This is a genomic window from Streptomyces sp. NPDC001492 (assembly GCF_053597275.1).
Genome location: NZ_JBSFHW010000003.1, coordinates 145,626 through 158,416 on the forward strand (window position 1 = coordinate 145,626; position 12,791 = coordinate 158,416).

Below are 12,791 nucleotides of genomic sequence, written 5' to 3' on the forward strand. Positions count from 1 at the left end.
CCTAGCCGGCACGGGCCGTGACGGCGGCCCGGGCCTTGTTGGTGTCCAGCGTCGGGCCGGTGGGGGCCAGGTCGAGCAGTTGCCCGGGCAGGGTCCGCACCTTGGCCTGGCCGTATCCGAGCGCCGTGAGCGCGTTGTTGTCGGCGAGCGGGTACTTCTCGCCGCTGTCGGTGATCAGGAAGATCCGCGAGGCCGGGCCGGACGCCGTCTGTGCGGACCGTGCCGTGACGAGCAGGCCCTTGGCCGGGGGCACGTACAGACCGGAGGGCCGTGAACCGGCAACGGGCTCGGTGACGACCGAGCCACCGGTGGAGCCGTCGGCCTTCTGCAGCACGCACAGGGCCGAGTCGCCGGGATCGAAAGCGGGCCTCGACAGGAGGTCCGGCACTGCGGTCAGCAGGGAGCGATCCCGCGAGAGCGGGGCCGCCGCGATGTCGGCCGCGCTCACCTGCCTCGGCGTGCTGGTGCCGGGTACGGCGCTGAGCAGGGCGAACTCGGTGCGGTTGACCGGGGTGAGGCCGTCGGACCGCAGCACGTACATCTCCTGCGCGCCGGCGGCCGTGGTCTGGAACAGCTGCCCCACCTTCGCGGAACGGCCGGCCACCGACCGGCCCCGGGAACCCGCCCCGGGGATGTGCGGAGCGCCGAGTGTCCCGCCGGACGGCAGCTGGGCCAGCCACGCCGAGGAGACCGGGACGGTCGGCTGGGCCATCAGGCCGAGCGCGACCAGTTCACCACGGGAGCGCAGCTTGAGCGTCCGGCCGTTCCACAGGATGTACGTGGTGCGATCCGGCCCGGACAGCAGGATCCGCCGGTTGCCCGGGACGGGCGTGGCGCGGCCGGCGGGGGCGAGGTCCACCAGTGTGTGCGCGCTGCCGGGCGGCAGGCACACCGCGCGGTCTCCGGAGAGCAGGTCGGCGGCGCCCGGCACGTCGTCGGGTGCGCCGAGGATGCCGAGCTGCGGGCCGCGCCGGACGTCCGCGAGGGACGCCCGTGCGACGGAGACGGTCTTGCCGCCGTTCCCGGCGGCCAGCAACGCGGAGGCGTAGTTGGCCATGGGGTAGAGCTGCTCGTCGGTGTAGAGGTACCGGTTGCCGGTCTCCTGCTCGATGACGATCGCCCCGGGACTGCGCCAGGCCGTGCTTTCCTTCGGGCTGATCAGGCCGTAGACCGCGAAGCCCGCGGCGAGCAGGGCCGCGACCAGCGCGCCGAACTGCATGCCGAGGCTCCCGCGTCGCATGGGGACCTCGACCGGGCCGGGGTCACCGGCCACCAGCGCCGACACGAGCCGGCCGACGGCGAAACGGTGTGCCTGGACGTGATCGCGTCGATTCTGCACCGCAGCCCCCTCAGCCGGCCAGCGAGCGGAAGTACGCGTACGCGTCCAGGACCTGCAGCAGCAGCGGGATGAGGGCAAGCGCCGTAAGGCCCTCGAGGATTTCGCCGAGCCGCCCCCAGATGGGCCGCAGCCTCGCTCCGGGCAGTCGCGAGGCACCCGTCAGCAGCAGCGCGGCGGCGGCGCACAGCCCGAGCATGGCGGCGGCCCTTGCCGGCGGGGAGGCATGGAGCGCGAAGGACAGCACGACCAGGATCGCCCCCAGCCCGCCGGCGACCACCAGCGCGATGCGCTGCACCGCGTTGCCCACCCCGCGTGCGCGCAGCAGCACCGCCGCGCTGAACACGCCGGCGAACAGCGGGCCCGACCAGTACGGGACCCGCACCAGCAGCGCGAAGGCCACCGTGAGGACACCGGCGGCGGACAGGGAGTAGACACCGAGGTAGCCGTCCGCGACCGCGACCCGGCGGGTGACCAGGGCCTCCGGCAGCGGGTCGATGCCCTGCTGGAGCTCCTCGGAGTTGTGCGGGAGTGCCACCACGCGCAGTCTGGCCGCGAACAGCGCCAGTCGCGGCAGGACCGGGAACACGGCGAACATGGCCGCTGCGAGGACCGCGGTGACCCGCGTGGCGTCCCACGCCAGGACGATCGACAGGAACGACCCGATCTCGACCGTGCCGGCCAGCACGAGCAGGGTGCCGAACACCGCGATCGGCACCCTGCCGGTGGCCAGGACGGCGGCGGCCGTCACTCCGGTGAGCGCGGCGGTGACCAGCCCGTCGAGTCGTCCCGGTACCAGCAGCCCGGCCGGGCCGGCCGCCACGGACAGTCCGGCCAGCGCGGCGAACAGGCACGCCCCCAGGCCGGTGATGGTCCCTGTGGCCCGGTCCTGGAGCGTCTTGGTGACCACGGCGCAGCCGACGACCAGCCCCAGGGCGAGCACACCGCAGGTGAGCCCGGTCAGCAGGTGCGGGCGGGCGAGGACGACCAGGGCGGCGAGGGAGGTCAGTGCCAGACAGGCCAGGAGGAGGCAGAGCAGCCGGGTCAGTTCCGGTCGCCAGCGGTCGCGTCGGGCGTTGATCGTGGTGGCGACCCCGTCGGCCACGTCGTCGAACTGCAGCTCCGACAGAAGGGCGTCTTTCGGCCGCAGGTACAGGACGTCACCGTCGCGCAGGCCGAGGGACTCCGGGGTGCCGTCCAGGTCGAGCGGGACCTCGCCGAGCCGCTGGAGCGCCCACCGGTCGCCGCGGTCCTCCTCGCTCACGGCTCGCTGCAGCACCACGGGCAGGATGCTGCCCAGCGCGGCGGAGACGGGGACCGCGAGGTCGGTGCGGCCCTCGGCCGCGCTGATGGTCAGCCGGCAGACGTCGGCGGTCCCCCAGGGCCCGGTGCGGGTGGGGGACGACGCGGCGGTGCTCATGATTCTCCTGCGGTGCGCGAACGGGGAGACAGCGGGGCGGGACGCGAGGCCGAAGCGGTGAGCAGGGCCGACGCGGTGCGCGGGCGGCGCACGCGAGGTGCGGGGCGCCGGGAGGGCCGGTTCATGACGGTGCCGCCGGCCCGGCTCATGACGGTGCCGCCAGTCCGGTCTGGAGCAGCCCGACCCCGCGCCGGGTGACGATCTGGGCACGGCCGGGGGGCAGGGTGCGCGGCTTGGCCTCGCCGATGAACTTGCCCTCCTCCTTGGGGTAGGAGAAGAGCAGCGCCGGGGTTCCCAGTTCCCACATCCGGCGCAGCAGCGGGTCCATCATGGCGCGCATCGCTCCGGAGGTGCTGCGCGCGACGACGATGTGCAGCCCGATGTTGGCCGCCTGGGACAGCAGCGGCACCATGGACGACATCGGGTTGTCCATGGCACTGCCGGTGGCGAACAGGTCGTAGTCGTCGATGAGCATGAACAGCCGCGGCCCCTGCCACCAGTCGCGCTGCGCCAGCCGCTCGGGGGCGATGTCGGGGCCGGGCACCCGGCCGCTCACCGACACCGCTGCGCTGCCCGCCAGTTCCGCCAGGGCCTCGGTGCCCACGGCGTAGCCGACGCGGTATTCCTCCGGGACGTCCCGCAGGAGCTGCCGGCCGGGGTCGGCGAGCAGGATGCGTGCCTCGGCGGGGGTGTAGCGGGCGGTGACCGCCTTGGCGACCAGGCGCAGCGCGTTGGTCTTGCCTGTGGCGTCGTCGCCGAAGGCCATCAGGTGCGGCAGCTTCTCGAAGTCGTGCCACACGGGCTGCAGGCGCTTCTCGTCCCAGCCCAGGCAGGCACGCAGGTCGCCGTCCGGGGGCGGCAGTTGGTCGACCGGAAGGCTGGTGGGCAGCAGCCGTACGCCGGGGGCCGAGCGGCCGGTCCAGAACGTCTCGATCTCCGCCGCCGCGGACTTGGTCGCGGTGGTGAGGTCCTCGATGGCCGACGAGCCGTCGAGGCGGGGCAGCGCGGACAGGAAGTGGTGGCCCGAGCTGGTGAGACCGCGGCCGGGGCGGGGGGGCACTCCGGCGGCCTGACGTGTGCCGACCTCGGACTCCATGCTGTCGCCGAGGCGGAGTTCCAGCTTGGTGCCCATCAGGTCGCGCTGCTTGGGGCGGATCTCCGACCAGCGGACCGCCGAGGCGACCACGTGCACGCCGAAGGAGAGGCCGCGGGAGGCCAAATCGGCGACGCGGTCCTCCAGTTCGTCGAAGTCCTGCCGGAGGGTGGACCACCCGTCGACCACGAAGAAGACGTCGCCGTACGGGTCGTCGATCTGCCCGCTCCTGCGCAGTGCGCGGTAGGCGGACATCGACTCCAGGCCCATGCTGGTGAAGAGCTCCTCGCGCGTCTCCAGTACCTGGGTGATCTCCTCGACGGTGCGCAGGACCCGGTCGCGTTCGAGGCGGGTGGCCACCGAGCCGACGTGGGGCAGGCCCGCGATGGAGACGAGCCCGCCGCCGCCGAAGTCCAGGCAGTAGAACTGGACCTCTTCCGGGGTGTGCGTCAGGGTGAGGGAGAGGATCAGGCTGCGCAGCAGGGTGGACTTGCCGGTCTGCGGGGCCCCCGCGATGCCGACGTGTCCGTCGGCTCCGGAGAGGTCGGCGACCAGCAGTTCGCGTGCCTGCTCGTAGGGCCGGTCCACCAGGCCGAGCGGTACTCTCAGGGCGCCGAGCGCCGGGTGGTCGCCGGCGCTCATGCCGCGCACCGGGTCGGGCACGATGCCCGGCAGCAGCTGGTCCAGGCTCGGCGACTCGTCCAGCGGCGGCAGCCACACCTGGCGGGCGGGCGGGCCGGCGTCGGTGAGCCGGTCGATCATGATGTCGAGCAGGCTCTCGGAGCTCTCGGAGTGCTCCTCGTCGTGGTCCGGTCCGTCCGGTTCCGGTACGCCGGCCGCCGGGTGGGCGGAGGCCGGCCCGGCCGGCAGCGGCGGCCGCTGCTCCAGCCCGAACGGGACGATCTCGGCGGCGGGTCCGCTGGGGCCGTCGCCCGTGGAGGTGTGGGTCTGCGGCTGCGGACAGGGCCCGGAGACGTAGGCGGCCTTGAACCGCACCAGGTTGCTGGTGTCGATCTTCAGATATCCGTGGCCCGGCGCCGAGGGCAGCTCGTAGGCTCCCGTGATGCCGATCACGCTGCGCGACTCCATGGAGGAGAAGGTGCGCAGGGCGATCCGGTAGGAAAGATGGCCCGCGACCTTGTGGATGCTGCCTTCGTCGAGGCGCTGTGAGGCGAGCAGCAGGTGCACGCCGAGGCTTCGCCCGACGCGTCCGATCATCACGAACAGCTCGATGAACTCCGGCTTGCTGGAGAGCAGTTCGGAGAACTCGTCGACGATGAGGAGCAGCGAGGGCATCGGGGCGAGCCGGGCGCCGCCGAGCCGGGCCTTCTCGTAGTCGAAGAGGTTGGCGTAGCCGGCCTCGCGGAGCAGTTCCTGGCGGCGGATCACCTCGCCCTGGAGCGAGTCGCGCATCCGGTCGACCAGCGGCAGCTCGTCGGCCAGGTTGGTGATGACCGCGGAGGTGTGCGGCAGCTTCTCCATGTTGAGGAAGGTGGCGCCGCCCTTGAAGTCGACCAGGACGAGATTGAGGATCTCGGAGGAGTGGGTCGCGCACAGGCCGAGGACCAGCGTGCGCAGGAGTTCGCTCTTGCCGGATCCGGTGGCGCCGATCAGCAGACCGTGCGGCCCCATGCCGCTCTGGGCGGACTCCTTGAAGTCCAGCTCGACGACCTCGCCGTCCTCGGTCACCCCGAGGGGCACCCGCAGCCGGGCGTGCTGCGGGGTGCGCGGCCGCCACTGGCCGGTGACGTCGAAGGCCCGCGGGTCGCGGATGCCGAGCAGGGCGGTCAGGTCGAAGTCGTTCTCGAAGGGTTCGTCGACCAGGTCCACGATCCCGCTGGTGCGCATCGGCGCCAGGTATCGGGCCAGGCGCTCGGCCGCGGCCGGGCTCAGCTCGTCGGCCCGCGCGGACGCGGTCGAGTCACCGGAGGGGAACGTCACCCGTCCCTTCTCGGTGGTCAGCCGCAGCACCTTGGGGCCACCGGTCATGGCGCCGGTCAGGTCGAGCAGGACGACATTGCGCAGTCCGGCCCCGAGCAGCCTCGACCCGGGCGGGATCCGCTCTCCCGCGGCGACGATCACCACGAACGGCTCGGACGCGCTGGGGGCCTCCGACTTGTCGTGGTCGGGGCGGTCGCTGACGTCCTGGCCCAGCAGCTCCATGAGGGCGTCGTGGTCGGTGGCGACGAGCCGCAGCGCACCGGCCGCGTCCCGCTCGTGCGGGTGGGCGTTGTGCGGCAGCCACTTCACCCAGTCCCAGTCCGCGCGTCCGTGCTCGTCGGTGAGTACGGCTATCCGCAGTTCGTCCGGTGAATGGAAGACGGCCAGCTGGCAGAGGATCGCCCGGACCGTGCCGTATGCGGCGGTGCCGTCCCCGGCGAACTCGACGCTGCTGAAGCTGCGCAGCGAGACGGGGACGGCCATGCCCTCGACCGTCTGGTGGGCCTTGATGAACCTGCGCAGCGAGATCGCCGTGAGGGGTTCGAGGTCCTCGACGGGCTTGGTCTCGGGGGGTACGAAGCGCAGCGCGGCGCGCCGTGAGCCGAGCCCGACCCGGACCCGGGCGAAGTCGTCGTGGCTGGCGCGGCGCTCCCACAGCCGGGGCCCCATCGCCAGGGACCACAGGTCCTGGGGTTCCGGGTGGTCCCAGCGGACCGCGGCCCGCTGCTCGGCCGCCGCGTCCCTGGCCTGCTTGCGCAGTTGGGCGAGGTAGCGCAGGTAGTCCCTACGCTCGGCCCGCATCCGGCGTTTGCGTTCCTTGCCGGACTGCCCGAGCTGGGTCAGGCTCATGGCGATCATGGAGATGCCCATCATCCCGGACATCATGTACGTGGTGGGCGAACCGTGGCCCATGGAGAGCCCCACGGCCATGACCGCCGAGCCCAGCCCCATGGGGAGGAAGGCCAGGGCGGACCCGAAGTCGGCACTCGCCGGCTCGCCGAGCACAGGCGGCTCGGCGAGCTCGATCTCGCCCTCGGGCATCTCGGGCCCGGTCGCGCGCGATCCGCGCTTCACCGCCACCGTGTTCGTCATCGTCGTCCTCCACCGGACAGCCCGCGGGAGCGCTCCCAACAGCTCACAGCGCCCCGCACCGCATCGCGTAGGCGACCGCGTGCGAGCGGTTGCGCAGGTTCAGCCGCGTCAGCATGCCGCTGACGATGTTCTTGATCGTCCGTTCCGAGTAGTTGAGCTGCTGCGCGATCTCCACGGTGTCCAGTCCGTCGGCGAGCAGCCTCAGGACCTCGACCTCCCTCTCCTGGAGACCGCCGACGGTCAGGCCCTGCGGCACCAGCACGGTGCGCTGGATCGTCCGGACCTGCTCGAGCAGCCATCCGACCATCTTCTCGGGGACGACGGCCCGGTCCTTGTTGCAGTCCTGGATGGCCTTGACCACCCGGTCCCGGTCGGCCTCCTCGCGCGGCAGGAAGCTCACCAAGCCGCTGCTGACAGCCCGCATCAGATGGTGTTCGCCGATGGTCTCGGCGACGAGCACGATGCGCATCTCTGGGTTGGTCGACTCCGAGGCGGAACGTTCCATCCAGCGGACGACCTCCTCGGTGGTCTCGTGGACCGTCACCAGCAGGACGTCGGCCTCGCATCTTCGCTCCGGTGGGAGCAGCGTGATCCCTGGCATGGAGCGCAGACAGGCGACGGCTCCCTCGCCGGTGACGGGGTCACCGGCATGCACGGCCACGGTGATCACCTCGCGCCGCTCCCTCACCGGGTTCGCCTCTGCCGTGCGGGCGGTCATATCGACCTGCCCGCGTCGGCCGGGTGGTGCGTGTCAGCCACGATGGGCACCGCAGGGGAACAGACACTGCTCATGGACGCTCCAAACTGTGGTGGTGCAGCCCCCCAAACCTCGCCGCGCACCCAGATGTTGACGTGTCCCCCACCGTGTCGAACGAACCGGAACGACCTGGCGAGGGTAAGCGGTTAACTTCTAAGGCACTTCGCATAGGGCGGTCAAGCAAAGGTTGGGTAATTCGGATCCGTCGGAGACGCCCCGGAATTCCCGGCCGACCGACGACTTACCGGTACGGTGCGCAAGAGGCGGCCACCGCGACAATGGCACCGCGAGCAAACGTGAGCCACTTCATGGAATGTTCACCAGAAAGCCACCCGGACCTGGCGACAATTAGTGAAATGTCGGATTCGTCGCCTGCTTTCACCGCCTCTTGTGGCGTACGGAGCGCCCGGTTCGCCCCGGCCTGACAGCGCCCTCTTCGCCATCCCCCTCAGGGCGACAGAAGGATGTGAGGTCCATCACCCGGGACCGCGCCCGGCCACGAAATAATAACGAAACCCAAACTTGGAACCGGTATAGATCGAGGGCGCGTCTGGACCTGGCGAAAAGGTAAGCGGAATCGTCGTCGGCGAGTAATTCCATGCCTTTCCGACCGCGCGCCCCTCGCAAACTAATGGGTATGTGATTCCTAAACTATCAATGTGACAGCCGCCCCAAAGGCGGAGTGGCGCCCGGCTCGGCGGCGTCCTGCTCTTCCAGCAGGAGCACCTCCGGGTCGCCGACACCCCCACCCCCTGCGACCGTGCCGCCTGGATCGACCTCCTCGACGAAATGGCCGCCCTCGACCCGCAGTTGGTGGTCCCGAGCACTACCCGGGCAACGGTGTGCAGATCGCGCCCGGATCGGCGCGAAGGTCGCCGAGGGCGAGATGAAGTGGGGCAGACGATGACCGAGCTCGCCGCATCGACCGCCCCGGCCGATGTCATACGCCGCCAGTACCTGGCCTCCGCGGCTGGTGACCTGGAAGCCCTGCGCGCCACCCTGTTCGTGGCCACGGCGCTCGTGTACGAGGCCATGACTCCGCAAGGCAGCTGGAGGCGGCCAACTCCCCCAGACTGTAGACCCGTTCGTTCCGCCGGGCATGGGTCGAGGACCCGACCCACCCCGCCGACAGGCAGTCGCACAAACCACCCGTCACCGGCATGGTTCGGCCATAAAAGGGAAAATGCTATTCCATTAGTGGTATTTACGGCACTTCGGAGCGGCGCGCCGCGTCCGGTACGCGCCCCGAGGCGCACCCCCCCGACTCTGCCGCTCTGAAGAACGGCGCAGGTATGAACAAGGGGGACGGCGAGTCCGCGGGGAGACCGGTTGCCGCCTGGCGCAGGCAACTGCGCAGTGCACGGCAGACCCGTCGGCGCGCCCGTCTGCTGCGCAAGGCGGCACGCGAGGCGATGCCCTGGTGGCGGAGGATGTTCCCCACCTGGCGCATGGTGCTCAGCAGCCTGCTCACCATGATCCTGCTCGTGGTCGCGGCGTTCTTCGCGCTGTACGTGACCGTCCAGGTCCCCGACCCCAACGCCGCGGCGGTGAGCCAGAGCAACGTCTACTCCTACGCCGACGGCACCGAGATCGGCCGCACGGGCGCGGTCAACCGCGAATCGCTGCCGCTGTCGGAGATCTCCGTCAGCATCCAGCACGCCGTGGTCGCCGCGGAGGACCGGACGTTCTACTCCAACCAGGGCGTGGACGCCCGCGGCATCCTGCGCGCGGCCTGGAGCACCGTCACCGGCAAAGGGCTGCAGGGCGGTTCCACGATCACCCAGCAGTACGTGCGGAACTACTACCTCACCCGCGAGCAGACCCTCGACCGCAAGGTCAGGGAGGCCATCATCGCGATCAAGGTCAACGAGACGCAGAGCAAGGACTCCGTCATGGCCGGGTACCTGAACACCAGTTACTTCGGCCGCAACGCCTACGGCATCCGTGCCGCCGCCCAGGCCTACTACGGCATCCCCGCCTCCCAGCTGAGCGTTTCCCAGAGCGCCTATCTCGCCGCGCTGCTCAAGGCACCCAGCAGCTACGACGTCTCCACGGCGACCCCGGCCCTCAGGGCCGCGGCCGTCGCCCGCTGGAACTACGTCCTGGACGGCATGGTCGGCCTGGGCTACCTGGACAAGGACCGGCGCGCCGGAATGACCTTCCCCAAACCCAGGGCGCCGCGGCCCACCCCCGGGGTCGGCGGCCAGGCCGGGTACCTCATCGACATCGCCCGCACGTACCTGATCGACCACCACATCGTCGACGAGGCCACGCTCGGCTCGGGCGGCTGGCAGATCACCACCACCTTCGTGAAGAAGGACCAGCAGGCGCTGGTCGCGGCGGTGAAGAAGGGCCTGCGGAGCCTGCCGGACACCCGTAAGGCCAGGTCCATCCGGGTCGGCGCGGCCTCCGTGGACCCGTCCACGGGACGGATCGTCGCTGCCTACGGCGGCCCCGACTACGCCGTCCGCCCCTACAACGACGCCGTCCGGCACGACCTCCAGGTCGGTTCCACCTTCAAGCCGTTCGACCTCGCGGCCGCGCTGCAGCACCACGCCACCACCCAGGACGGCCGTGCCATCACCCTCCGAACCCGGTACGACGGCACCAGCCGCCACTGTGTGCAGGGCCTGCCGCGCGGTTACCGCTACTGCCCGCCCAACGAGGACGACCGCGACTACGGCCGGATCAGCCTGCGTACGGCGATGATGAAGTCCGTCAACGCCGTGTACGCGCAGGAGGGCGCCGACGCCGGTCTGGCCCGTGTCCGCAAGGCCGCCGTCGCGGCCGGACTGCCCGCCGACACGCCCGACATGGGCGCCACCCCCGCCCTGACCCTCGGTGTGGCCACGCCCAGTCCGCTCGACATGGCCAGCGCGTACGCGACCTTCGACCACCACGGCCGGCGCATCGCTCCCTGGGCGGTGCAGAAGCTCACCCGTGACAACAGGGCGTACGACCTGCCCGGTCATGAGGCCGCCCGGGCGTTCTCCCGCGCCACGGCCGACCAGGTCACCTCGGTACTGAAGAGTGTCGTCAGCCCCGAGGGCACCGGCTATCTGGCCACCGCCCTGGGCCGGCCGGCCGCGGGAAAGACCGGCACGACGGACGACAACCTCTCGGCATGGTTCGTCGGCTACACACCCGAACTGACCACATCCGTGGCGATGTTCGCCGAGAAGCCCACGGACCACACCCGGATCTCGCTCGGTGACGCCGCCGGGATCAGCCGGGTCAACGGCGGCTCCTATCCGACCCGGATCTGGACGGCGTACATGTCCGCCGCGCTGAAGGACCGACCGGTGCACGACTTCCGGCTCAAGCTGCCCGCGCAGACCCACACCCCGAGAACCGAGGCCAGGCCGCACCCCGCGAAACCGCCGAGCCACACCACGGTCCCCACCCACAGGCCGCCCACGACTCCCGCCCCCACGACTACGCCCAAGCCCCCGCAGAGCACACCCCCGGCGACCACGACTCCCCCCACACCCACGCCGACCGAGACCGGACCGCCCACACCCACGGACCCGCCATCGACCCCGGCAACGCCACCGAGCGGGACCAGCACCAGTCCCCCGCCGCCCTGACACAGGCACCTCACGGCCGTTTCGGCGGCTGGATCCACCCCAGGGACCGCTCGACGGCCCGCTTCCAGCTGGCGTACTCCCACTCCCGGCGTCCCGGGTCCATGTCCGGCAGCCACTGGGCGGCCATGTGCCAGTTGCGGCGCAGCACCTGCAGGTCCGGCCAGTAGCCGGACGCGAGCCCCGCCGCGTAGGCGGCGCCCAGCGACACCGTCTCGTGGACGAGGGGCCGTACGACGGGAACGTCGAGCACGTCGGCCAGGATCTGCATGAGCAGATGGTCGGAGGTCATGCCGCCGTCCACCTTGAGCTGCTTCAGGGCGAGCGCGGAGTCGGCGTTCATGGCGTCGACGACCTCGCGGGTCTGCCAGCCGGTGGCCTCCAGGACCGCTCGGGCCAGATGCCCCTTGGTGATGTACGAGGTGAGGCCGACGATGACACCGCGGGCGTCGCTGCGCCAGTGGGGCGCGAAGAGACCGGAGAACGCGGGGACGATGTAGCAGCCGCCGTTGTCCTCGACGGTGCGTGCCAGCGTCTCGATCTCGGGTGCGCTGTGGATCAGGCCGAGCCGGTCGCGGAACCACTGGACGAGCGAGCCCGTGACGGCCATCGGGCCTTCCAGGGCGTAGACCGTGGGCTGGTCCGCGATCTTGTAGGCGACGGTGGTGAGCAGCCCGTGCTGCGAGCGCACGAGGTCGGTACCGGTGTTCATCACCAGGAAGCTGCCGGTCCCGTACGTGCACTTCGCCTCACCGGGCGAGAAACAGGTCTGTCCGAACAGGGCCGCCTGCTGGTCGCCGAGGGCCGCCGTGATGGGCACGCCCGGGAGGAGCGAGCGGGCCTCGCCGTAGCGTTCCGCCGAGGACCGGATCTCCGGGAGCATCGAGCCCGGTACGCCGAAGAAGTCCATCAGGGCTTCGTCCCAGGTCAGCGTGCGGATGTCCATGAGCATGGTGCGGCTTGCGTTGGTGGCGTCGGTGATGTGCAGGCCGCCGTCCGTGCCGCCGGTGAGGTTCCAGATCAGCCAGCTCTCCATGGTGCCGAACAGCACCTCGCCGTCCCGGGCGCGCTGCTCCAGCCCGTCGACGTGGTCGAACAGCCAGCGGATGCGGGGGGCGGAGAAGTAGGTCGAAGGGGGCAGGCAGCAGTGTTCGAGGAAGAACTCGTCGCCGGGCTGTTTCCTCAGCTCATCGACGAGCGGGGCGGTGCGCATGTCCTGCCAGACGATGGCCCTGCCCAGCGGGGCCCCGGTCCGCGGGTCCCAGAGGACCGTCGTCTCGCGCTGGTTGGCGATCCCCATGGCCGAGATCTGTCCCGCGTCGACGCCGGCGTTCGAGAGTGCCTCGGGGACGACGCGCTGGAGATTGCGCCAGATCTCCACGGCGTCGTGCTCGACCCAGCCCGGCCGGGGGAAGAACTGCTGGTGCTCCCGCTGGGCGACCGACACCAGCCGTCCACTGTGGTCGAACAGGATGCATCGCGTGGAGGTGGTGCCCTGGTCGATGGACATCACATACCGCTCAACCATGATCGGCCCTGCCTTCCGATGTGTCGCGGAGGTGCTGGGG

The 12,791-nt window shown here is 70.9% G+C and carries 6 protein-coding genes and 2 pseudogenes; 3 read left to right on the forward strand and 5 right to left on the reverse strand.

Annotated elements, in window-relative coordinates:
* Position 1: 1 nt before the first annotated feature.
* The 4 genes from eccB to ACWC1K_RS04760 all read right to left on the reverse strand — a co-directional run bounded on the left by eccB (position 2) and on the right by ACWC1K_RS04760 (position 7,600).
* Entirely contained in the window at positions 2 to 1,339 is a 1,338-nt protein-coding gene (eccB, locus tag ACWC1K_RS04745; protein ID WP_450828811.1) for a type VII secretion protein EccB, read from the reverse strand.
* 10 nt (positions 1,340 to 1,349) lie between these two features.
* Complete coding sequence (eccD, locus tag ACWC1K_RS04750; RefSeq protein WP_450828812.1) at positions 1,350 to 2,756, reverse strand: type VII secretion integral membrane protein EccD; 1,407 nt, start codon at positions 2,754 to 2,756, stop codon at positions 1,350 to 1,352.
* A gap of 145 nt (positions 2,757 to 2,901) precedes the next feature.
* A complete protein-coding gene (gene eccCa, locus ACWC1K_RS04755) occupies positions 2,902 to 6,882 on the reverse strand; it encodes a type VII secretion protein EccCa (protein WP_450828813.1) in 3,981 nt (1,326 codons plus the stop codon).
* Between the two features lie 43 nt (positions 6,883 to 6,925).
* Positions 6,926 to 7,600 carry a response regulator transcription factor gene (locus ACWC1K_RS04760; protein ID WP_450828814.1) on the reverse strand — a complete coding sequence of 225 codons (675 nt, stop codon included), beginning with the start codon at positions 7,598 to 7,600 and terminating at the stop codon, positions 6,926 to 6,928.
* Positions 7,601 to 8,311: 711 nt separating this feature from the next.
* Here ACWC1K_RS04760 and ACWC1K_RS04765 point away from each other — a divergent pair.
* From ACWC1K_RS04765 to ACWC1K_RS04775, 3 genes and pseudogenes are all read left to right on the forward strand, one after another.
* Positions 8,312 to 8,546: pseudogene (locus tag ACWC1K_RS04765) on the forward strand (MBL fold metallo-hydrolase); the annotation flags it as partial.
* Positions 8,543 to 8,641: pseudogene (locus ACWC1K_RS04770) on the forward strand (nuclear transport factor 2 family protein); the annotation flags it as partial. The pseudogenes ACWC1K_RS04765 and ACWC1K_RS04770, both read left to right, overlap by 4 nt.
* Before the next feature lie 290 nt (positions 8,642 to 8,931).
* Positions 8,932 to 11,226, forward strand: a complete 2,295-nt coding sequence (locus tag ACWC1K_RS04775) for a transglycosylase domain-containing protein (RefSeq protein ID WP_450828815.1) — start codon at positions 8,932 to 8,934, stop codon at positions 11,224 to 11,226.
* A 10-nt stretch (positions 11,227 to 11,236) separates the two neighbouring features.
* On the opposite strand, the gene glpK is transcribed toward ACWC1K_RS04775, so the two are convergent.
* Complete coding sequence (gene glpK, locus ACWC1K_RS04780; protein WP_450828816.1) at positions 11,237 to 12,751, reverse strand: glycerol kinase GlpK; 1,515 nt, start codon at positions 12,749 to 12,751, stop codon at positions 11,237 to 11,239.
* Positions 12,752 to 12,791 lie beyond the last annotated feature (40 nt).